Origin of the sequence: Kutzneria viridogrisea DSM 43870 (assembly GCF_000525635.1) — a bacterium.
Classification (GTDB): domain Bacteria; phylum Actinomycetota; class Actinomycetes; order Mycobacteriales; family Pseudonocardiaceae; genus Kutzneria; species Kutzneria viridogrisea.
Genome location: NZ_CP007155.1, coordinates 1,002,283 through 1,023,799, shown reverse-complemented (window position 1 = coordinate 1,023,799; position 21,517 = coordinate 1,002,283). Strand labels below are relative to the sequence as shown.

Sequence of the window (21,517 nt, the reverse complement as noted above, 5' to 3'; positions counted from 1 at the left end):
GTGAACGCCGCGCCTGCCTCACCGTTGACCCCGAACCGCGCCGCCCGGATCGAGCTGCCGGGGCGTTATGGGCCGATCGCGGGGCTGCGCGCCCCGGCGCACGGCACGGACCTTGGCGCGACCGCGCTGCTCGTGCCGGGCTACACCGGGTCCAAGGAGGACTTCGCCCCGCTGATCGATCCGATCTCCGACGCGGGCATCGAGGTCATCGCGATCGACCTGCCCGGGCAGTACGAGTCCCCCGGCCCGGACGTGGAGTCCGCGTACCGCCCGGCCGCGCTGGGCGCCGTGCTCGCCGAGTTGGTCGCGAAGCTGACCGCCGACGGCAGGCGCGTGCTGCTGCTCGGCCACTCCTATGGCGGGCTCGTGGTGCGCGGCGCCGTGCTGGCCAACGCCCCCGTGCACGGCCTGACCCTGCTCGACTCCGGTCCCGCCGAACTGCCGCCCGGCGACCGGCGCGTGGCGCTGGACTTCTGCGAGTCCACGCTGCGTGCCCGCGGGGTGGAGGCCACCTACCAGGTGCTGGAACAGGTGTCCGCCGCCAGCCCGGACTGGGTGGCGCTGCCCGAACCGGTCAAGCAGTTCCGGCGTACCCGGTTCGTGCGTTCCACTGCCGCCGGCCTGCTCGGCATGGGCGACGGCCTGCGCTACGAGCCCGACCTCGTGACCAAGCTGGCCGCCGGGCTGCGCTCGGCCAGCGCCCCGGCACTGGTGATCTGCGGGGAACAGGACAACGCCTGGTCGGTGGCCTCCCAGCGGGACATGGCCGACCGGTTGGACGCCGACTTCGCCGTGGTGACCGGAGCCGCGCACTCACCGAACACCGAGAACCCCGCAGGCCTGCTGGCGACCCTGCTGCCGACCTGGCGGGCCTGGCTCAGCGCGGACTAGTGGCGCGTCGCGCATCGTTGACCTGGTATCCGGTCCGAGCCGAGGCTGCGGTGTCATGAAGGTGCCGTTCAGGACACTGGGTGTCCTGAACGGCACCTTCAGGACACGACCTGCGTCGGCGGGCGTGGCTGGGTGGTCGCCGGCGAGACACGGTCAAGGTTCCGAGGCGAGCCACTAACCAGGAGTCCGACAGGCAGGACGGGACTCGCGTGCCGCAGAACGGGACTCACCCACCGCAAGGCGGGACTCGCCCACGCCAGGGCGGGACTCGCCTGCCGCACAGCGGGACCCGGTCACGGGTCAGCGGGACTCGCGGGGGGGTCAGGCCCACCAGAAGATCCACAGTACGGCGGCCACGGTGGCCAGCACGCCGAGTGAGGCCAGCGCCGAGGTGAACCCGCCGCGCCGGTCGGCGACGCGTTGCAGCATCACGGCGAGCAGTGCGGCCACGGCGTGCACACCGACGCTGCCCCAGCCGATACCGGGGTAGCCGCGCAGCTGGAAGTAGACCTGCGCGGCCAGCACCAGCAGGACGAGCAGCACAGCGCAGACCGTGACCGCCCCGCTCAGCCCGCGCAGCACGGACCGGCGCGGGCGCTCGGGCCCGAGGTCGTCGGCCGACTCGGATCTGGTCATCGTCTCAGTCATCCACACACCCGTCCGGGTCCGTCACGGCGCCAGCATCGACCAGGGCTCCAGCTCCGGGGCGGCAGCCTGTCCCTCGGCGCAGACGCGCCGGAAGTCGCACCACGAGCAGTGCCGCCCGGTGCTCGGTGGGAACAGCAACTCGGCGTCGCCACCGGCTGCCAGGGTATCCGCTGCGGCCGACAGCTCGTCGGCCGTCTGCTCGGCGCGGGCAAGGTGGCGCGCCAGCGAGTCCTCGGAGTGCTCCCAGACGGCGACCGTCCTGGACGGCAGGTGGTGCAGCTCCACGCGGCGGCACGGGCGGCGCAGGGTGCGCTGGGCGGCCAGCGCGTACAGGGCCAGTGCCTGCGAGCCGCGCGCGTCGTCCACGGTGAGCACGTGCCTGCCGGTCTTGTAGTCCACGATCACCAGTTCGCCCTCGCGCTGGTCGATCCGGTCCACCCGGCCCTCGGCGATGATCCGGCCGACCGGGGCGGAGACCCAGCGCTCCAGCCCGACCGGGTCCTGGCCGACCTCGGTGTCCTCCACGTACTGCGCCGCCCAGTTCTGGGCCCGGTCCCGGTACTCGGCCACCTGCTCGCCGTCGCGGAACCCGTCGGACTTCCAGTGCTTGGCCACCAGTGCCGCGGCCTGCTCCGGGGTGCGCCGGGCCACCGGCAGGTCGAAGAAGGCGCGCAGGGCGTTGTGCACGACCGCGCCCAGGGTGTAGTTCGCCCACGCCTGCCCCCTGGCCGGGGTGGGCCGGTCCAGGTAGGCCATCCGGTAGCGGCGGCGGCAGTCCTGCCACGTGGCCAGCTTGGCCGGTGTCACCTTGACCAGTTTCGGCGGCATGAAGTCGAACCCGAGCTGTCCCTGCACGGCCACCACGGTACGCACCGGGTCCGACACCTCAGGCGACCCCGGTGACGAAGCCCTTCACCGAGTTGGCGATCAGCTGCACGGCGATCGCGGCCAGCAGCAGACCGGCGATCTTGGCGACCAGCACGATCCCGCTGTCCTTGATCACCCGGATGACCAGGCCGGAGTAGCGCAGCACAAGGTACTCCACCAGGTGCACGGTCAGGATCGCGGCGGCCAGCGCCAGGTAGGAGGGCACGTGCCCGTCGGCCTGCCGGACGAACACGATGGTGGCGGCGATGGCGCCGGGTCCGGCAAGCAGCGGGGTGCCCAGCGGCACCAGCGCCACGTTGACGTCCTCCATCGCCTCGGGCTCGGTGGCGCCCTTGCCGGTGAGCAGGTCCAGGGCGATCAGCAGCAACAGCAGGCCGCCCGCGCCCTGCAACGCCGGGATGCCGATGCCCAGGTAGGACAGGATCGCCTCGCCGCCGACGGCGAAGGCCGAGATCACCGCCAGCGAGACCAGCACGGCCTGCCGGGCGGCCCGGTTGCGCGCCTCCTTGCTGCGGCGGCCGACCAGGCTGAGGAACACCGGGATGTTGCCGGGCGGGTCCATGATCACGACCAGGGTGATGGTCGCGGAGAGGTACAGCGTCAGGTTGAAGATCATCCGATCACGACCTGCGCGCCGCTGGCCTTGTCCACCAGCGCGTCGAACATGTCGGGCGCGGTCGTCTCCTGCCCGAGCCGGACCACCTTGTTCGTGCCGTGGTAGTCGCTGGAGCCGGTGACCAGCAGGGACAGTTCCCCGGCGAGGTCGCGCAGCCGCTCACGGGTGGCCGGGTCGTGGTCGGGGTGGTCCACCTCGACCCCGGACAGCCCGCGCGCGGCGAGGTCGACGACCACGCCCTCGGTGACGATCGGTCCGCGCGAGCGGGCGAAGGGGTGAGCCAGCACGGTGACCCCGCCCGCCGCGGCGATCATGTCGATCGCGGTGGTCACGGGGGTGTCGGTGCGCGAGACGTTGTAGGCACCGTTGGTGGCCAGGTAGCGGGCGAACGCCTCGTCCACGGTGGACACCACACCCGCCCGGATCAGCGCTCGTGCCAGGTGGGGCCGACCGGCCGGGGAGTCCTCGGGCAGTCTGCCCATCACCTCGTCGGCGTCGATCGGGAGGCCGTCGGCGGCCATCCGTTCGGCCATCCGCCGAAGCCGGATCCTGCGCTCGGCGCGCAGCCTGGACTGCTCGGCGGCCAGCGCGGGCGATGCGGGGTCGAACAGGTAGGCCAGCAGGTGCACGGTGACCGTGCCGCCACGACCGTCCTCACTGCTGCACGAGAGCTCCGCGCCGGGCACCAGGCGCAGCCCCGGCGGTACCGCCGAGGTCGCCTCGGCCCAGCCCGCGGTGGTGTCGTGGTCGGTCAACGCCACCACGTCCAGCCCCGCGGCGGACGCGGCGGCCAGGAGTTCGGCCGGGCTGTCGGTGCCGTCGGAGCGGTTCGAGTGGGCGTGCAGGTCGATGCGCACGGTGTCCAGTGTGGAGGACGTGGGCCGTTCGGACGAAACGGCCGGGGCTAGGGCACCATCTTCTTGCCGCGGGCCGCGCGCTGGGCCTTGATCATCGAGAACCGCTCGGCCTGCGCCTTCTTGTCCCCGAAGACCAGCTCGGAGATGGCGTCGTAGACCTCTTCCGGCCGAGGCAGGTACTCGATCTTGTTGAGTGCCTGGATCTGACCCGCGGACTCCACGACCAGCGTGCCGTACCCGAGCATGCGCCCGTTCATGCTGCGCTCGTAGGTCAGGTCGGTGACCTTGGTGACCGGCATCATCGCGACCTTGGTCACGAACACCCCGCTGGTCATCATGAACCGCTTGTCTGTCACCACGATCCGCTCCACCCACCACTCGATCACGAAGTAGGCGAAGCGGAGCAGGATGATCAGGGCGGCGTACCAGAGGATGTTCTGCACGATCGCCACGTCACCGGGCACCAACTGGGAGAGGAGCACGGCCGCCGTGAGCAGCGCGGCCGCCTCGAAGATGTCCCACAGCAGGCATGCCCAGTGCCGGCGCACCCGGATGACCCGACGTTCCGTGCCGAGCAGGTACTCGTCTGGATCCCTGGGTGCGAACACGCGGACGTCCCTCCCGATCGAGCGGCTAGAACAAGTTCCGCACGAAGGTGATCAGAGCCTCCGCGCCGCCCCGAAGAGACCCGAGGAGGTTGTGGACGAGGCCCGCGGCCCCGTTCGGCTGGCTGATCACATAGAAGAGTACCAATGCCAGCCCGGCCCAGATAAGGATCTTCTTCAGGTTCACGACGACCAACCCCATCCAGTACCTACAACGCCTTCACATGCTCGCTGAGAAGGTTTTACCGCACCGGGGAGAGCTTCGGGAGGTTTGTACTGCACTCGGGTCAGCGCTGAGCGCGCAGAGGGGCAGCCCGCTACGCTACGTGTTCATTACCGTGAACGAGGTTCACGTTACTCCCTGCGGAGGGGGCAGCGTCTACCACCTGGATGGAGCAATCTCGCCCGGTCGGCGAGCCAATCTCCCAGGTCAGGGCCAGTGGGCCAAACGGGTCGACGGCATGCGCCGGGCCGCGCCCACTGAGGCTGCTGTGACAGGTGAGCCGAAGGGGAAGACGGGACTCTCCGTCACGGTCCGCCGCCCGATCGGGGCCGGCGGGCCGCACCGCCGGGTCAGGCGCAGCCGGGACCGAGGACGGCGCCTGCCAGGCAATAGGCGGTGTGCGCAGCTCAGGGCGGGACCGGGCTGCGACCTTCACCACACCCATGCGGAGCAGCCCGCTCACGCAGGGTAGAACAACGACCCTGAGCTGCACGAACACTCCGTGACCGTGACCGGGGTCACGGCCCCGCCGGGCAGCTCCCGCCGCCCCTGCGCGGCTCGTCCAACTGTGCCTGAACGGACCAGTTCCGGACACCTCGGACACAGACGGTCGTCGCCCGGGCGGTGGTCACCCGACCGGCAGCCACTCCAGCCGCTGCCCGTGCCGCCCCGTCCTGGCCAGCGCCTGCGCCTGGGGACGGCCCTGGACCCACCGCACCAGGCCCAGCGTGCCCACCACGGGATCACCGTCCCGGGGGACGAGGTCCTCGCGGCCGGGCAGCACCAGGTCCAGGCCTGAGAGGTAGGACTCGTGGCTGACCCACCACAGCTGGCGGCGCTGGGAGAGCACGCTGAGCAGCCGCACGTACTCGGCACGCCGGTCGGCGTCCCACTGCCCCGTGGTGTCCGTGTCGAACACCACCAGCGGCAGCTCCGCGGGCACCTTCGCGGCCACCGCGGGCAGGTCTTCCACCGGGTCGCCGGTGACCAGGTCGGGCCGGTCCTTGCGCAACATGCCCGCGGCGATGCCCAGCCAGCGCAGCCGCTCGGGCTGGTCCGCCCAGACACAGGCCTCCAGCCAGGCGAACTCGTCCGGGTCGGTGGCGTCCACCGGGGCCGGGTCCAGTCCGATCCGGGCGGCCACCGGCAGCTTCTTGGGCAGCGCGGGCAGCGGGGCGTCCCCGGCCACGCCCAGCACGCAGTGCAGGCCGAGCGGAGCCTTGGCCGGTCCGACCGCGAGCTGACCAGCCTGCTCGGTCTGGTAGCGCAGCCCGAAGCGGTCCATCAGCAGCAGCAGTCCGGCGCCCGCGCCCACCTGCAACAGCCCCACCGGGGCCTTCGCCTGCTTGGCGGCCAGCGCGACGGCCGGGTACAGCAGGGCCGCCCTGCGGACGTCGTTGCTGGCGGTGCCGCGGGTGGCGATCAGCGCGCGCATCCGGTCGGCCCGGTCCAGCACGAAGGACCGGAACAGCGGCCAGGTGCCCTGGTCGGGACCACAGGCCCCGCCCAGGGACGGGTAGTAGCCGGACAGTTCGTGGAACGGCTCGGATTGCAGCAGCCGGTGCGCCGCGGCCAGCAGCAGCGCCGGGGTGGCGCAGCCCTGCCGCGCCGCGCCCAGCAGGCCGGCGACCTCGTCGTCCCCGGCGGCGCCGAGCGCGAGCAGTTCGTAGAGCGGGGAGACCCCCGCCGCCTCGCGCTCGGCGAACTCGGTGAGTCGCCGCCGCAGGTCAACCAGGTCAGGCATGCGTCACTTCTTCGGCTCGGGGCGGCCGGGCTGCTCGCCACCACGGCTCTCGCCGTAGGACCGCTTGGGCACCATCACCTTGCGACGGTAGACGCAGACGACCGTGCCGTCCTGCTTGTAGCCGCGTGTCTCCACGTACACGATGCCGCGGTCGTCCTTGGACTTCGACGGGGTCTTGTCCAGGACCTCGCTCTCGCCGTAGATGGTGTCGCCGTGGAAGGTCGGCGCGATGTGCCGCAGCGACTCGACCTCCAGGTTGGCGATGGCCTTGCCGGAGATGTCCGGCACCGACATGCCCAGCAGCAACGAGTAGACGTAGTTGCCGACCACCACGTTCTTGCCGAAGTCGGTGGTCTGCTCGGCGTAGTTGGCGTCCATGTGCAGCGGGTGGTGGTTCATCGTGAGCAGGCAGAACAGGTGGTCGTCGTACTCGGTCACGGTCTTGCCAGGCCAGTGCTTGTAGACAGCGCCGACCTCGAACTCCTCGTAGTAACGCCCGAACTGCACGTGGACCTCCGTGATGTGGCCCGGACCTCGGCGGCCGGGGAGGACAGTCTGGCCATGCGGGGAGTACTCTCGGCAACCGGTGTGTGAGCGAATCCACCGCACACAGCCGTCGACCCGAGGAGGTGAGGGACGCCAGATGTCCAGTGCCGATAGCGCGTTGGGATGCAGTAGCACCCGCGTTCCCGCCGGTAGGGTCGTCACCCGTTCCAGGTAGGCCCTTCTCGATCCGGCCGGAGCGCGCTCGCATTTGTTCGAGACGTGGAACCCGGAGGCATCGATGCCAAGCCTGCCCTCGCTCGGTGGCCTGCGCGGCCGCGCCCGCGGCGAACGCCCCACCCCGCCGGTCCCGGTGCCGCTCTCGGCGTACGTCGTGGACTGCGGCGTGTACGTCGAGGGCAGACGGCTGCCCGGCCGGTGGACGCACACCGCTGCCGTGGCCGAGGTGCGCAAGCGCCGTGACGGCTTCGTCTGGATCGGCCTGCACGAGCCCGACGAGCAGCAGATCCAGGGCGTCGCGGAGACCTTCGGCCTGCACGAGCTGGCCGTGGAGGACGCCGTGCACGCGCACCAGCGGCCCAAGCTGGAGCGCTACGACGACACGCTGTTCATGGTGCTCAAGACGGTGCGCTACGTGGCGCACGAGTCGCCGACCACGGCCAACGAGATCGTGGAGACCGGCGAGCTGATGGTCTTCCTCGGCCGCGACTTCGTGGTGACCGTGCGGCACGGCAACCACTCCGGGGTCTCCGAGCTGCGCAGGACCCTGGAGTGCGACCGCGAGCGGCTGGCCATGGGCCCCTCCGCCGTGTTGCACGCGATCGCCGACCAGGTCGTGGACTCCTACCTCGCGGTGACCGAGGCGATCGAGGACGACATCGACGTCATGGAGACCCAGGTCTTCGCGCCGCGCACCGCGGTGGACGCCGAGCAGATCTATCTGATGAAGCGCGAGGTGCTCGAACTGCGGCGCGCGGTGATGCCGCTGGCGCTGCCGCTGCGGCGGCTGGCCGAGGGCTACATCACCCTGGTGCCCGAGCAGGTCCGCTCCTACTTCCGCGACGTCGAGGACCACCTCACCACGGTGTCCGAGCACGTGGCGGGTTTCGACGAGCTGCTGACCACCCTGGTGGACGCGGCGCTGGCCAAGATCACGCTCCAGCAGAACGTGGACATGCGCAAGATCACCGCCTGGGCGGCGATCATCTCGATCCCGACGATGGTGGCCGGGATCTACGGGATGAACTTCGAGGACATGCCCGAATTGCACTGGAAGTTCGGCTACCCGGCGGTGGTCGCCGTGATCGTGGTGGCCTGCCTGCTGGTGTACCGAATACTTCGGCGCAATCGCTGGCTCTGAGTCCTCTCCCCCATCCCCCACCCGTGTAACGGGAGGTTCACCATGTCCCGACTCCTCGCGAACCCGCTGTTCTGGGTCCTCACCGCCATCCTGTGCTGGCTGGCCGCCATCACCTTCACGATCGCCCGCCAGGGCTAGTCCTCCGCTGGGAGGACCCGCTTCTCCTCCGGTCGGCGGTGCGCGCGGTACCGCCGACCGATGTGGCACACAAGTGTTGTGCCGCAAGGTGGACGCCAGCACCGTCCACTGGGGAGTGAGCACGCATGTTCCTGTCCGTCACGGCGAAACTCGCCGCCGCGGCCGTCCTTGCCACCGGGCTGAGCGGCACCGCGCCGGGCCCGGCCTGGCGGCCCTGCACCGACAACGCCCAGGTCGACTGCGCCACCGTCCAGGTGCCAGTCGACTGGGCGCGGCCACAGGGCCCGAAATTCGGCCTGGCGATCGCCAGGCACCGCGCCACCGATCCCGCGCGACGGATCGGCTCGCTGGTGTACTCACCGGCCGGACCGGGCAGCTCCGGGGTCGAGTTCATGACGAACCCGCGCTACTTCTCCTTGCTGATCAGCGATCCCGTGGCGCAGTGGTTCGACGTGATCGGCATCGACCCACGCGGGGTCGGTCGGTCCAACCCGGTGCTGTGCTCGCGCGCGCTCGTCGACCGGCTGCCCACGCCGACACCCCGTGACACGCAGGCACAGTTCGACACCATGCTCGCCGCGAACCGGGCGGTGGCGCGGGACTGCCGGGCGCGCACCGGCCCGGTCTTCGACCACATCGACAGCGCGAGCACAGCCCGGGACATCGACGCCGTGCGAGCAATGCTCGGCGAACGCACGATCAGCCTGTACGGACTGTCGTACGGCACGGTCGCCGGGCAGATGTACGCCGAGCTGTTCCCGCAACGGATCCGCGCCATGGTGCTGGACAGCAACATCAACCACAGCCTGGACTCGCGGCAGGCCATGGCCACCGGCGCGCGGGGCGGCCAGGACTCGTTCGACGAGTTCGTCACCTGGTGTGCCACGGAACCCGCCTGTGCACTGCATGGCAAGGACGTGCGGGCGCTAGTCGGCGACCTCTACGCCAGGGCGGAACGCGGCGACCCGTCGGCCCCCAGCCTCCAGGACCTGACCGAAGGCATCCTCGGCCCGCTCAGCCAGCCGAACAGGTCGGCGACCGCGAACTGGCTCGCCGCGCTGCCCGGCCACCCCGCGGGCCCGCCCGCAGCGGTAGCCGCGGGCGAGGTGATCCCGCTGCCCGTCACCACCTTCTGCGCCGACCACCGCAGCGGGATCACCTCGCAGGAGCGGCTGCTCAGCGACTGGCGGCTCGCCAACTCCGCAGCCCCCGACATCCGGTTCTGGTCCGGCCCCACCCCGTTCCTCTGCTCGGGCTGGCCGCTGCCCGTGAGCAATCCCCAGCACCGCCTCACCACGCGCGGCGCCCCACCGGTGCTCGTCCTCGGCTCGCGGCACGACCCCCGCACGCCGCTGGCGTGGAGCGCGGACGTCGCCACGCAGCTCGACCACGCCGTGCTGCTGACCTACGACGGTGCTGGGCACGGCGTGTACCTGCGCACCGAGTGCACCCGCGGGTTCGTGGAGCGGTACCTCGTCGAGCGCCGGACGCCGCCGGCGGGCACGCACTGCCCGGCGGCGTGAGCCTCAGGACCAGGGTTGCTCGTCCCAGGTGAACGGGATGCCGTGCCCCGAGCCGCCGCCAAGGTGCAGCGACACCCCGGCGGGCCACAGGCGCAGCAGCAGGTCGAACCGCCCACCGCGCGGCTCGAACACCAGCAGGGCCAGCGGGCTGTCCGCGGTGGCGCGGGCCGCCGCGGCGGCGAGCACGGCACGGCCCCGCGCGCGTTCCACCGCCGAGACGTACTGCCAGATCACCGAGTGCCAGACCACGGTGAGCACCTCGGGGCGCGGTTGCGCGAGCCGGCGCGCGAGCCAGTCGGCGCCGGTGGCCCGCTCGACCGGCACCGGGTCCCGCACCGCGAGGTCGATCGCCGCGCGCAGGCGGTTCCAGCGGTCCAGCTGGTCGGCCCAGACGAAGGAGGACAGGTGCAGGCGGCCCTGTTCGCTGGTGACGTCCACCGGGCGCACGTCGCAGGCGGCCCTGTCGTGCAGCACCAGCGGGGCGGTCAGGTCGGCGGCGGGCAATCCGGTCCACTCCGGGTCGAACCGCAGCGGACTGCCCGGGTCGCCGAGCACGGTGCCGTTGGACAGCTGGTAACCGACCAGGTGTGGGCGCAGGTTCAGCCCACCGCTGGCGCCGACCTCCAGCAGCCGCACCGGGAACGGCTGGGCACGTCCCGCCGCGCGCGCCGCGCGTTCGGCGGCAACGAGCAGACCGCCGTACAGGGGGGCGGTCCGGCCGGGCTCGTTCGTCTGCACCGTCGTGCCCCGGATCAGCGAGCGCAGTTCGTCCTCGTGCTCGCACAGCACTGGGTGCACGTCCGACCAGAGGGTGGCCAACCGCGGTGTGCCGCCCACGCCGGGGTAGTGACCAGCCAACGCGGGCGCCTTGCCCTCCAGCACCAGGCGGTGCAGTGCCGCGGCGAAGCGCAGTCCCGGCACGGTGCCCGCCCGGTCCAGTTCCGATCCGGCCATCATGCGCTGCGTGACCCCGCCCGCGTCGAGGTCGTCCGCCGCGCTGGTGAGCAGCGTGTGGGTCAACGGGCTGTGAACCCGGCATCCCCTGGACACGTCGCGGAACAACTTCGCCAGCACAGCAAGGACGGTAGCGCTCACCGGGCGACACCACCGAGCCCCGCGCTGGATAGCCTGCGCGGGTACAGCCGCACCCCTGGGAGATTGGCGGGCCGGACATGACCGCGACGAAGACGATCGGCCTGCTCGGCGGGATGAGCTGGGAGTCCTCCGCGGAGTACTACCGGCTGCTCAACGAGGAGGTGCGCCGCAGGCTGGGCGGCCACCACTGCGCCCGCAGCGTGCTGCTGACCGTGGACTTCGCCGAGGTCGAGGCGATGCAACGGGCCGGGGCCTGGCAGGAGGCTGGCGAACTGCTCGCCTCGGCCGCCAGCTCGGTGCAGCGCGCCGGTGCGGACCTGGTGCTGCTGTGCACCAACACGATGCACAAGGTCGCCGCGCAGATCGAAGCCGCCGTGAACGTCCCGTTCCTGCACATCGTCGACTCCACCGCGGCGCGCATCACCGCGGCCGGGTTCGACCGCGTCGGCCTGCTGGCCACGGGTTACACCATGGAGCAGGACTTCTACCGCGAGCGGATGAGCGCGCACGGGGTGCAGCTGGTCCTGCCCGATCGGGCGGACCGGCAGCTGGTGCACGAGGTCATCTTCACGGAGCTGACCCAGGGCGTGGTCGAGGAACGCTCGCGTCAGGAATATCGCCGGATCATGGCGGCACTGGCCGGGAACGGCGCCCAGGGCGTCATCCTCGGCTGCACGGAGATCACCCTGCTGGTCGGCGCTGCCGACTGCCCGGTGCCCGTGTTCGACTCGACCCGCATCCACGTCGAGCACGCCGTTGAACTCGCGCTCGGCGGTGCACAGGTCACCGAACCCGCTCACACCCGATCGGTCTGACGGCGTCAGGTCACACGCACCACTCCCCTCTGCTGGACTGCGGAGACGGGCTGCCCGCGGTCAACCGGGTGGGCGAGGAGTACGGGCAAGGACCTCCGGGCCCGGCCAGGCCGTGTCGATCGCCGCCCTGATCCGCAGGACGAGGACTGACCGCTGACTGCACTGACGGCAGTCTGCCGGGTACCCCCGACAAGTCGGCGACGCGAACTGTCGGTGCCTGCTCGTAGGCTCGGGGGCGTGACGAGGGTGTTGGCGGTGTCGGACGAGGTGGTCGAGCACCTGTGGACGCAGCAGGTGCGTCAGCTCGACGTGGACCTCGTGCTGGGCGCTGGCGACCTGCCCTTCGACTACCTGGAGTACCTCAGCAGCGCGCTGGACCGGCCGTGCGTGTTCGTACCGGGCAACCACGACGCCGACCTGAGCGGTTACGCGAACGTGCGCGGGCTGTGGACCAAGGCGGGCATGCCCGCGCGCTGGCCCGGTCCGGCGGGCGGGGTGAACGCAGACGGGGCGGTGGTGGACGTGGCCGGTCTGCGCATCGCCGGGCTCGGCGGGTCGATCCGCTACAACCCGGGGCCCAACCAGTGGACGGAGCGCCAGCAGGCGCGCCGGGCCCGCCGCACGACCCGGCTGGCGGGGTGGCGCCGGTTGCGCGACGGTCAGGGCGTGGACGTGCTGCTCACCCACTCGCCGCCCAAGGACTGCGGGGACCGCGAGGACGCCCCGCACCGGGGTTTCGACTGCCTGCACGAGATGGTCCGGCGGCTGCGGCCACGAGTGCTGCTGCACGGCCACATCCACCCGCACGGCGAGCCCACCCCGGACCGGGACCTGGCCGGCACCAGGGTGGTCAACGTGGTCGGCTACAAGGTCTTCGAGTTCGGCTCCACCGGTTCGCCCAGGCAGGTGCGTCATGGCTCGTGACACCGGTTTTCCCCGCGCCGACGCCGAGAACGACTTCCTGCGCGCGCGGCGCGGGCAGGTGTTGTCCCGGCTGGCCGCCTGGCTGCGCAGGGAACCCGACGACGTCAACATCATGCTGCCCTTCGACGAGGTGGTCGCCGCCCTGGGCCGGGCCGGGGAGCGGCGGCTGGGCCTACAGGTGATCCGGCTGGACTCGATCGTCGGCAGCGTGGACCGGACCAGGGACTTCGACCGCAGGTTCCGGCCCACCTCGATCCGGGTGCGCGAGCGCTGGCAGCGGCTGGCCCTGGCGCAGCGGCGCGGGGAGTCGGTGCCACCGATCGAGGTGTACCGGATCGGCGAGCTGCACTTCGTGCAGGACGGGCACCACCGGGTGTCGGTGGCGCACGCGCTGGGCCAGGAGACGATCGAGGCGTACGTGACCCAGGTGCGGACGCGGATCTCCGCGGACGGCATCCGGTACCGGGGCGACCTGATCGTCAAGGACCACCGCAGGCTGTTCCTGGAGCGGGTGCCGCTGACCGGCCAGGCGCGGGCCTCCGTGCTGGTCACCGACCCAGCCGACTACGCCCACCTCGGCGAGCACGTGGAGGCGTGGGGCTTCCGGCTGATGCAGGACGAGGGCGAGTTCTGCGACCGGGCCGCCGTGGCGCGGCGCTGGTACACCGAGGAGTACGAGCCGGTGGTGCGCATGCTGCGCCAGGCCGACCTGGTCGGCAGGCGGACCGAGACCGAGGCGTACCTGTGGGTGGCGGGCGAGCGCTACCGGTTGATCCGCACGCACCGCTGGGACGACGAGGTCATCGCGGCGGTGCGGGAGCGCGGCCGCCGCCCGCAGTGACCAAGGGCTCACCCAAAAGGTGTAATTCGTCCCGCCTCATCCTTCGATGTACTTGAGGCAGGCACGTGTCACCAGGGGGAGTTCCGCAGCATGAGTTTTCCGGCGTACCCGCAGTCGCCCGAGCCACACGCACCGCCGCCGCCCCGCGAGAACGGGTTGGCCCTGGCCGGGTTCGTGATCGGGCTCATCGGAGCACTGCTCGGTTTGGTCCCGCTCGTCCTGGTCTGGCTGAGCCTGTTGCTCGGTGCGCTCGGCATCGTGCTCAGCGCGGTCGGCTACGCGCGCAAGCGGTCCGGGCTGGCCGGTCAGGGCGGGCTGGCGATCGCGGGGCTCGCGCTGGGCATCTGCGCGGTGCTGCTCAGCGTGTTCTGGGTGGTGTGGACGCTGACGAACCTGCGTGACTACGCGACGAGCCTGCCCACGCGGTCCCCCTCGCACACCGAGACGACCCGCTACCGGCCGACCACCACGACCACGCCGCCGCCGGTGCCGCACCACGTGGTGTACCACCTGGAGGGCGGGGACCAGGCGTTCACCATCAGCTACACCCCGGACGGCACCAGCAACCTCAACCACGAGAGCAGTTCGAAGCTGCCGTGGACCTACGAGTTCGACACGCCCGCCACCGACCAGCGGCTGTCGTTGAGCGTCTCGGGGTCGAGCATGAACGAGGGCACGCCGATCAACTGCTCGATCACGGTGGACGGCGTGGTCGTCAACAAGGGCAACGGCAAGGGCCAGTACCCGATGGCGAGCTGCTTCCACTCGCTGGGCCGCTAGAGGACAAGGTCCCGAAAACCAGTCGAATGAGCCCGATCGAGCCGGTCGCACACTCAATGCGACAACGTGGCAACAACTGGCCACTGACTGATGCTTACGGGTGATATCTTTAAGTGAGCCCCGAATGGGAACATAACTGAAGGTAGTGTCGCCCCCCTCGGAATCTACGAGGAATACGGGTATGTGGATTACACCGACAACTGCCCCACCAGGGTTGGTGGTGCGGGGCGAACTCAACCACTGCGCCGCACCCGACCTGCGCACAGCCCTGTCCGACGTCACTCAGGTCACCGCCGGCGACGTGCACATCGACCTTGCCGGGGTGCCCCACCTCAGCCTGGACATCGCGCGCGTGCTCGCCACCACCGCCATCGAACTGTCCACTGACCAGCGTCAACTGGTCGTCCACCAACTCGCTCCGCACCTGGTGGACATGATCCGGCTCCTCGGGTGGGAGCAAACACCGGGACTGCAGGTCCACGAGAAGTCCTGGAGGCTGCGATGAGCGCTCCGTTCCGCCACCAGGGTTGCGTGTACGGCTCGGACGCGGAGTTCCTCGCCATGGCGGTGCCCTTCGTCGAGGAAGGCCTGCGCCGGGCCGAGCCGGTTCTGGTGACCACGACCGCCGCCAATCTCGATCTCCTGCACCGGGAGATGGGCAGCAAGGCCGCGGGCATCGACTACGCCGAATCCGCATACTTCGGCCGCCGTCCGCCACAGCGGGCAACGGCTTTCTACCGCTACTGGGCGCGCAAAATCGCACAGGATTCGACGAAATCCGTTCGAATTCTCGCCGAACCGATCTGGACGGGCCGCTCGCCGCGCGACGTGGCGGCGTGGAAGCGGATGGAGGCAGGGCTCAACGTCATCCTCGCCGACACCAGCATCTGGATGATCTGCCCCTACGACACCAGGATCGTCCCGCCGGACATCATCGCCGACTCGCGTCGCACACATCCGGAGTGCGTGGTCGGCACACAGTCCGCCGTCTCGCCGGACTTCGTGGTACCGGAGCTGTTCGCGGCCTCCTGCGGCCCGGCGATCGACGTCGCGCTGCCCGCCGATCCCGAGGAGGGGCACCGGTTCGACGGGGATCTGGTCGCCCTGCGGCGCTACGTGATCGACCGGGCCGCGCGGTTCGGCCTGCCCGAGGACCGCACCGCGATGTTCACCATCGCGGCGGGCGAGGCGATCACCTACCTGATCAAGATGGGGGTGCGCAAGGCGACGGCGTGGATCCGCCCGGAGGCAGGACAGGTGGTGTGCACCCTGCACACCACCGACCCGCAGCAGGCGCACCCCTTCGCCGGGTTCCGACCACCGCAACTGCGCGAACGGCCCGGTGACGGCCTGTGGCTGACGAACCAGATCTGCGAACGGGTGACCATCCAGACCTCGGACGAGGCCTGCACCATCGAGATGGCGATGCCCGGTCCCGGAGCGGAGGAGTTGCTGCAGAACAACCCGGTCCACCCCCGCTAGTGGTCCCAGTCGCGTGCCCGCCAGGCCCCATCCGCGCTGGCCGGACGCTAGCGCGGGTGGACCGTGGTCTCCGGCAGCGGCCGGACCTGGTCCATCACCCGGTCCGCGTAGTTGTCCAGCAACCGCGTGCCGACCTGCTGCGAGTAGCCGAGCAGCGCGGACCAGAGCAGCAGCGCGGACTGCGAGGTGATGCAGGTCAGCCCCTGGGCGACGCCCGCGCTCAGCGCGAGCACACCGACGACCGCCAGCGCGGACCCGAGCAGCACCTTGATCAGCGCCTGGTAGCCGATGAGCACGTACGGGGACAGGCTCGGCCGTCTGCGGGTGAGCAGCACGACCGCGGCGATGATCGCGCCGAAGGCACCGACCAGCTGTACGAGCCAGATGTCCGCCGGGCCGGGCAGCCGCCCGCCGGAGGCGCACACGGTGAGCTGGCTGCTGTGCTCCCCCGCCTCGGGCAGGTGTGCGCACATGGGGATGAACCCGGCGCGCACGAGGCCCAGCACGCCGAGCGCGGTGTTGATGACGAACAGGATCACCGCGGCGGCGATCAGCTTGTTGCGCAGGGCCCGGGCACCGCCGTGCGCGTCGTCGGTGGCGTCGAACGCGGCCCGCAGCGCGTCCACGACCACGGCGCGGTCAACGGAACTGGCCGGCCGCGAGGGTTGCAGGGACTCCAGCGCGCGGCGGCGGAGGTCGTCCTCGGGCAGGTACGAGGCGACGCGCTGGCGCAGCCCGGGCAACCGGCCCGCCAGATCCGGCTGGGCGGCCTCGACCCGGATCTCCGCCTCGTGCAGTGCACGCCAGGCCCGTTCGATGTGCCAGCCCGACCACCAGGAGGCGATGGCGTGCAGCCAGCGGTCCCTGGCGTGCAACGCGGCGTCCACGACCTCGAGCGACATCAGGGCGGCGGCCCGGTCGCGCTCGGTGCCGGGAACCGTCTCCAGGTCGGTCAGTTCCGCGCGTACCCGCCTGGCCCGTGCCTCCACCGTGAGTTGCCAGTCGGTGGTGCGCGACCGGTTGCTGCTGCTCATGGCGATCACCCCACCTGCGATGGTGACACCGAGCAGTACCGAAAATCAGCGGCCAACCAGGGTGAAGTGGGCGGACCGCCACAGCTGAGAGTGACGGTCCGCCCGGTGGTGCTACTCCGCCGAGTAGGTCAGGTTGCGCCCGTCGGACGGGTCGAACAACTGGACCTTCTCGGTGTCGAACCAGACCTGCACCGAGCCACCCTCGGTTGCCCCGGACGCGGCCGACAGCCGGGTCACCAGCTGGCTGCCGCTGGAGGGCACGTCGGCGGAACCGGAGTCGGCGGCCAGCTCGGCCAGCTCGGCGGAACTGGCCTGCTCGCCGTCCACCGTGAAGTAGGCGTACTTCTCCGAGCCCATCGACTCCAGCACGTCCACCTGTGCGGTGAAGACCGAGCCGCGTGCCTTGGCGGCCTCGTCGAGCACGGCGGCGTCCTCGAAGTGCTCGGGGCGCACACCGAGGATGACCTCGCGCGGGGCGTTGGCCTTCTCCGCCGCACTGCGCACCCTGTCGCCCAGCGCGACCTGGCCCAGCGGCGTGCTCAGCGCGCCGTTCTCCAGGGTCGCGGGCATGAAGTTCATCGACGGGGAGCCGATGAACCCGGCCACGAACAGGTTGGCGGGGTGGTCGTAGAGGAACTGCGGCGCACCGATCTGCTGCACCACACCGCCGCGCATGACCACCACGCGGTCGCCGAGGGTCATCGCCTCGGTCTGGTCGTGCGTGACGTACACCGTGGTGGTGCCCAACTGCTTCTGCAGCCGCGACACCGAGGTGCGCATCTGACCGCGCAGCTTGGCGTCCAAATTGGACAGAGGCTCGTCCATGAGGAACGCCTTGGGGCTGCGCACGATCGCCCGCCCCATGGCCACCCGCTGGCGCTGGCCACCGGAGAGGTTGGACGGCTTGCGGTCCAGGTGCTGGGTCAGGTCGAGGATCTTGGCCGCCTCGGTGACCTTCTTCTCGACCGTCGCGTTGTCCACCTTGGCCAGCCGCAGCGGGAAGGCCATGTTCTCCCGCACGGTCATGTGCGGGTAGAGCGCGTAGGACTGGAACACCATGGCGATGTCACGGTCCTTGGGCGCCCGCTCGTTGACCCGCTGCCCACCGATGCGCAGCTCGCCCTCGGTGATGTCCTCCAGCCCGGCGATCATGTTGAGCGTGGTGGACTTGCCGCACCCGGAGGGCCCGACCAGGATGATGAACTCCCCGTCGGCGATCTCGATGTTCACCTCGTTGACGGCGAGCGCGCCGTCCGGGTAGCGCTTGGTCACCTTGTCCAGAACGATCTCGGCCACAGCGGCCTCACCCCTTCACTGCGCCGGAGGTCAGCCCCGCGACGATGCGGCGCTGGAAGAACAACACGAACAGCACGATCGGAATCGTGATGACCACGGCGGCCGCACAGATCTGCCCGGTCGGGGACTCGAACTGCGATGCGCCGGTGAAGAACTGCAGGGCCGCCGGGACCGTCCGCGACCGGGTGGTCGAGGTCAGCGAGATGGCGAACAGGAAGTCGTTCCAGCAGAAGATGAACACCAGGATGGCCGTGGTGAACACACCCGGCGCGGCCAGCGGGGCGATCACCCTGCGGAAGGCCTGACCGGGCGTGGCCCCGTCCATCTTGGCGGCCTTCTCCAGCTCCCACGGGATCTCGCGGAAGAACGCCGACAGGGTGTAGATCGCCAGCGGCAGCGCGAAGGTGATGTAGGGCAGGATCAGGCCGGGCCAGGTGTCGAACAGGTTGAGCGAGCGCTCGATGTCGAACAGCGGGGACACCAGCGACACCTGCGGGAACATCGCCACCAGCAGCGAGAAGCCGACCAGTGCGCTCTTGCCGGGGAACTCCAGCCGGGCGATGGCGTAGGCGGCCATCGTGCCCAGCACCACGGCGATCGCGGTGGCGATCAGCGCGATGCCGATGGAGTTCACCAGCGCGAGCAGGAACTCGTTGGTGGTGAAGATGTCCGCGTAGTTCTGCAGCGACCACTCGCGCGGGATGAAGTTGCCGTCGCCCAGCGTCGCCTTGGTCTTGAACGACAGCGACAGGATCCACAGCACCGGGACCAGGGCGTAGACGACCACGACCACGTCGATGATCGTCCAGCGCACCTTGCGGCCGGTGTCGACACCGCTTGTGATGACGGCCATCAGCGCCTCCCCGGGTCACTGCCGGGGGCAGCGGTACCGAACACCTTGATGAACACGAACGCGATGATCGCGACCGTGATGAAGATCAGCACCGACATGGTGGACCCGATGCCCAGGTTCAGGCCCTTGATCAGGTTGTCGTAGGCCTGCATGGACACCGAACCGGTGCCCTGCGAGCCCTGGGTCAGCACGAAGATGTTGTCGAACACCCGGAACGCGTCCAGGGTGCGGAACAGCAGCGCGACCAGGATCGCGGGCTTCATCACCGGCACCATGACCTTGGTGAACCGCTGCCACGGACCAGCGCCGTCCATGGCGGCGGCCTTGAGCAGGTCCTCGGGCACCAGCGCCAGCCCGGCCATCAGCAGCAGCGCCATGAACGGCGTGGTCTTCCACACCTCGGCCAGGGTGATCGCGCCCAGGGCGGGCAGCTTCTGGGTGAGGATGGCGGTGTCCGGGCCCAGCATGGCGGCCAGGTAGCCGGTGTCCGGGGTCCAGGCGTACTTCCAGCTGAACGCCGCGACCACGGTGACGATGCCGTACGGGATCAGGGCCACGGTGCGGACCAGGCCCTTGCCCACGATGGTCCGGTGCATGATCAGGGCCAGCGCCATGCCCAGCACCAACTCGATGACCACCGACACCACGGTGATGCCCACGGTCACCCCGAAGGCGTTCCACCAGTAGCCGTTGGTCAGCACGGTGACGTAGTTGTCCAGGCCGACGAACGCCTGCTTCGCCGGGACCCGCAAGTCGTAGCGCTGCAGGGAGAGCCAGATCGAGTAGATGATCGGCCACCCGGTGACCGCGACCATGACGATCGCGGCCGGTGCGCACAACAGGAGCCCGAGCCTGCGCTCGGCCTTCTTGCCCTCGCTCAACGCCTGACTCATGCCCCCACCTCGCTGACGCTCGATGGTGAACTCGCGAGCTCGTTCACGGCAGCACCCCCTTCGAGTCCAGCGCCTCCTGGATCGACTTGCGCATCGCGTCGGCGGTCTGCTGCGGCTGGATCGAGGCAGGCGGCGAGATCGCGTTCTGGATCGCGATCGAGGCGTTCTGGTAGGCCGGGGTGACCGGGCGGGTCACGGCGGTCTCCAGTTCGTCCTTGATGGTGTCCTTCATCGGGTACGCCTTGGCCATCTCCGCGCTGTCGTAGGCGGAGGAGATGGTCGGCGGCACACCGTCGTTGACCGCCGAGTACTCCTGGCTCTTCGCGCTGCGCAGGCACAGTGCGGCGCTGAACGCCTCGGCCTTGTGCGGGGAGAAGGAGCTCACGGCCAGGTTGTAGCCACCGATGGTGACCTTGCTCGGCTGGCCCGCCACCGCGCTCGGGTAGCGCGCCCACTTGAAGTTCTTGGCCAGGTCCGGCTTGTCCTGCTGCATGGAGGCGTAGACGTAGGGCCAGTTGATCTCGAAGGCCGCGTCCCCGTTCTCCATCTGCAGCGCGGCTTCCTGCTCGTGCGCATTGGACATGTTGGCGCTCGTGACGCCCGAGGTGGCGAACTTCTTGAGCGTGCCCAGCGCCTGAACGGCCCCTTCGTCCACAGTGGCCTTGCTGCCGTCAGGGGACACGATCGTGCCGCCCGAGGAGGCGGTCAGCGTGTTGAACGCCACGACGAGGCCCTCGTACTGCGCGCCCTTGAAGGCCACCTGGTACGGCTTGCCCTGCGACTTCAGCTGCTGCGCCTGGGAAATCATCTCGTCCCATGTGGACGGTGGCTGGCTGACCAGGTCAGCGCGGTACCAGAGCAGCTCCACGTTGGTGTTCTTGGTCGCCGCGTAGAGCTGGCCGTCGTACCTGGCCGAGGCCAGCGGCCCGGCGAGCACGTCCTTCTCCGCCTCGGCCTTGTTCTCCCCCGTCCACGGCTCGATCCAGCCCGCGCTGGCGAACTCCGGCGTCCAGGTGACGTCCAGCCCCACCACGTCGATGCTGGGGTCCTTGGCGGCCAGCCTTCGCACCTTCTGCTCGCGCTCGCCGTCGGAGTCGCGCGGAGCCTTGGTGTAGACGATGGTGTACTTGCCGTCCGCCTGCTTGTTGCAGTCGTCGACCACCTGCTGGAAGTGCTGCTCAGGTGCATAGTAGACGTTGATCGTGATGCCCCCGGCGGTGCTCGCCCCGCACGCCGCCAAGGCAGGCGCCGCCACCACCGCGGTCGCCAGCGCAGCCGTGACCCGGTACCGCGATTGTCGACCGCGTCCTGGTCCGTCCATCAGCCTGCCTCCCTTCCCTTGATCACGAAGGGGACCAGACCAATGCACTGCCCGGCACCCCGACGTGCCCGCTGGTCCACGGGCGCGCAGCGCGCTCTGGTGGACCGGTTCAGGTGAACCTAGGACCGGGTAAGGCGGGCCGCAAGCGGTCGAGGCAACGATTCAGACACGCAGCGTGCCTCTTTT

At 70.2% G+C, this 21,517-nt stretch carries 23 protein-coding genes; 9 read left to right on the top strand and 14 right to left on the bottom strand.

All coding sequences use genetic code 11. The features are described 5' to 3' along the window. Positions 1-891, top strand: a complete 891-nt coding sequence (locus tag KALB_RS04915) for an alpha/beta fold hydrolase (protein WP_025354613.1) — start codon at positions 1-3, stop codon at positions 889-891. A gap of 321 nt (positions 892-1,212) precedes the next feature. Here KALB_RS04915 and KALB_RS04910 read toward each other — a convergent pair whose 3' ends face one another. The 8 genes from KALB_RS04910 to KALB_RS04880 all read right to left on the bottom strand — a co-directional run bounded on the left by KALB_RS04910 (position 1,213) and on the right by KALB_RS04880 (position 6,979). After that, positions 1,213-1,539: a hypothetical protein gene (locus KALB_RS04910; protein WP_148309347.1), complete on the bottom strand. Its 327-nt coding sequence runs from the start codon at positions 1,537-1,539 to the stop codon at positions 1,213-1,215. A 21-nt stretch (positions 1,540-1,560) separates the two neighbouring features. After that, positions 1,561-2,394, bottom strand: a complete 834-nt coding sequence (locus KALB_RS04905; RefSeq protein ID WP_025354611.1) for a RecB family exonuclease — start codon at positions 2,392-2,394, stop codon at positions 1,561-1,563. Positions 2,395-2,425: 31 nt separating this feature from the next. Then, positions 2,426-3,043: a MarC family protein gene (locus tag KALB_RS04900; protein WP_025354610.1), complete on the bottom strand. Its 618-nt coding sequence runs from the start codon at positions 3,041-3,043 to the stop codon at positions 2,426-2,428. Next, the gene (locus tag KALB_RS04895) at positions 3,040-3,900 is read right to left on the bottom strand and encodes a PHP domain-containing protein (RefSeq protein ID WP_025354609.1); all 861 of its coding nucleotides are present in this window, start codon (positions 3,898-3,900) and stop codon (positions 3,040-3,042) included. The genes KALB_RS04900 and KALB_RS04895 overlap by 4 nt, the downstream gene beginning before the upstream one ends. A 47-nt stretch (positions 3,901-3,947) precedes the next feature. After that, complete coding sequence (locus KALB_RS04890) at positions 3,948-4,508, bottom strand: PH domain-containing protein (protein ID WP_025354608.1); 561 nt, start codon at positions 4,506-4,508, stop codon at positions 3,948-3,950. Between the two features lie 25 nt (positions 4,509-4,533). Beyond that, a complete protein-coding gene (locus KALB_RS47460; RefSeq protein ID WP_162483054.1) occupies positions 4,534-4,692 on the bottom strand; it encodes a hypothetical protein in 159 nt (52 codons plus the stop codon). A gap of 664 nt (positions 4,693-5,356) precedes the next feature. Further along, positions 5,357-6,472 (bottom strand): DUF2332 domain-containing protein, encoded by a 1,116-nt coding sequence (locus KALB_RS04885; protein ID WP_025354607.1) that lies wholly within the window; start codon positions 6,470-6,472, stop codon positions 5,357-5,359. A gap of 3 nt (positions 6,473-6,475) precedes the next feature. Next, positions 6,476-6,979 carry a MaoC family dehydratase gene (locus KALB_RS04880; protein ID WP_025354606.1) on the bottom strand — a complete coding sequence of 168 codons (504 nt, stop codon included), beginning with the start codon at positions 6,977-6,979 and terminating at the stop codon, positions 6,476-6,478. Positions 6,980-7,256: 277 nt separating this feature from the next. On the opposite strand from KALB_RS04880, the gene corA reads away from it, so the two are divergent. Together corA and KALB_RS04870 are read left to right on the top strand one after the other, a co-directional pair. Next, entirely contained in the window at positions 7,257-8,336 is a 1,080-nt protein-coding gene (gene corA / locus KALB_RS04875; RefSeq protein ID WP_025354605.1) for a magnesium/cobalt transporter CorA, read from the top strand. 263 nt (positions 8,337-8,599) lie between these two features. Then, positions 8,600-9,997 (top strand): alpha/beta hydrolase, encoded by a 1,398-nt coding sequence (locus KALB_RS04870; RefSeq protein ID WP_025354604.1) that lies wholly within the window; start codon positions 8,600-8,602, stop codon positions 9,995-9,997. 3 nt (positions 9,998-10,000) lie between these two features. Here KALB_RS04870 and KALB_RS04865 read toward each other — a convergent pair whose 3' ends face one another. Next, positions 10,001-11,092 (bottom strand): DUF2332 domain-containing protein, encoded by a 1,092-nt coding sequence (locus tag KALB_RS04865; protein ID WP_236650173.1) that lies wholly within the window; start codon positions 11,090-11,092, stop codon positions 10,001-10,003. A 77-nt stretch (positions 11,093-11,169) separates the two neighbouring features. On the opposite strand from KALB_RS04865, the gene KALB_RS04860 reads away from it, so the two are divergent. The 6 genes from KALB_RS04860 to KALB_RS04835 all read left to right on the top strand — a co-directional run bounded on the left by KALB_RS04860 (position 11,170) and on the right by KALB_RS04835 (position 15,934). Then, complete coding sequence (locus KALB_RS04860) at positions 11,170-11,907, top strand: aspartate/glutamate racemase family protein (protein WP_025354602.1); 738 nt, start codon at positions 11,170-11,172, stop codon at positions 11,905-11,907. 237 nt (positions 11,908-12,144) lie between these two features. Next, positions 12,145-12,831 carry a metallophosphoesterase family protein gene (locus KALB_RS04855; protein ID WP_025354601.1) on the top strand — a complete coding sequence of 229 codons (687 nt, stop codon included), beginning with the start codon at positions 12,145-12,147 and terminating at the stop codon, positions 12,829-12,831. Next, positions 12,821-13,672: a hypothetical protein gene (locus KALB_RS04850; RefSeq protein WP_025354600.1), complete on the top strand. Its 852-nt coding sequence runs from the start codon at positions 12,821-12,823 to the stop codon at positions 13,670-13,672. Before KALB_RS04855 ends, KALB_RS04850 begins: the two co-directional genes overlap by 11 nt. A 90-nt stretch (positions 13,673-13,762) precedes the next feature. Then, on the top strand, positions 13,763-14,452 hold the full coding sequence (locus KALB_RS43635) for an MmpS family transport accessory protein (RefSeq protein WP_025354599.1): 690 nt from the start codon (positions 13,763-13,765) through the stop codon (positions 14,450-14,452). A 220-nt stretch (positions 14,453-14,672) separates the two neighbouring features. After that, a complete protein-coding gene (locus KALB_RS04840) occupies positions 14,673-14,957 on the top strand; it encodes an STAS domain-containing protein (protein ID WP_158510711.1) in 285 nt (94 codons plus the stop codon). After that, complete coding sequence (locus tag KALB_RS04835; RefSeq protein WP_025354597.1) at positions 14,954-15,934, top strand: sensor histidine kinase; 981 nt, start codon at positions 14,954-14,956, stop codon at positions 15,932-15,934. The genes KALB_RS04840 and KALB_RS04835 overlap by 4 nt, the downstream gene beginning before the upstream one ends. A gap of 47 nt (positions 15,935-15,981) precedes the next feature. On the opposite strand, the gene KALB_RS04830 is transcribed toward KALB_RS04835, so the two are convergent. From KALB_RS04830 to KALB_RS04810, 5 genes are all read right to left on the bottom strand, one after another. Further along, the gene (locus tag KALB_RS04830) at positions 15,982-16,968 is read right to left on the bottom strand and encodes a hypothetical protein (RefSeq protein WP_030108049.1); all 987 of its coding nucleotides are present in this window, start codon (positions 16,966-16,968) and stop codon (positions 15,982-15,984) included. 111 nt (positions 16,969-17,079) lie between these two features. After that, the gene (locus tag KALB_RS04825; RefSeq protein WP_025354595.1) at positions 17,080-18,264 is read right to left on the bottom strand and encodes an ABC transporter ATP-binding protein; all 1,185 of its coding nucleotides are present in this window, start codon (positions 18,262-18,264) and stop codon (positions 17,080-17,082) included. A gap of 7 nt (positions 18,265-18,271) precedes the next feature. After that, positions 18,272-19,117, bottom strand: a complete 846-nt coding sequence (locus tag KALB_RS04820) for a carbohydrate ABC transporter permease (RefSeq protein ID WP_025354594.1) — start codon at positions 19,115-19,117, stop codon at positions 18,272-18,274. Further along, complete coding sequence (locus KALB_RS04815) at positions 19,117-20,010, bottom strand: carbohydrate ABC transporter permease (RefSeq protein ID WP_025354593.1); 894 nt, start codon at positions 20,008-20,010, stop codon at positions 19,117-19,119. The genes KALB_RS04820 and KALB_RS04815 overlap by 1 nt, the downstream gene beginning before the upstream one ends. A gap of 43 nt (positions 20,011-20,053) precedes the next feature. Continuing rightward, entirely contained in the window at positions 20,054-21,331 is a 1,278-nt protein-coding gene (locus tag KALB_RS04810; protein WP_030108047.1) for an ABC transporter substrate-binding protein, read from the bottom strand. Between the last annotated feature and the right edge of the window lie 186 nt (positions 21,332-21,517).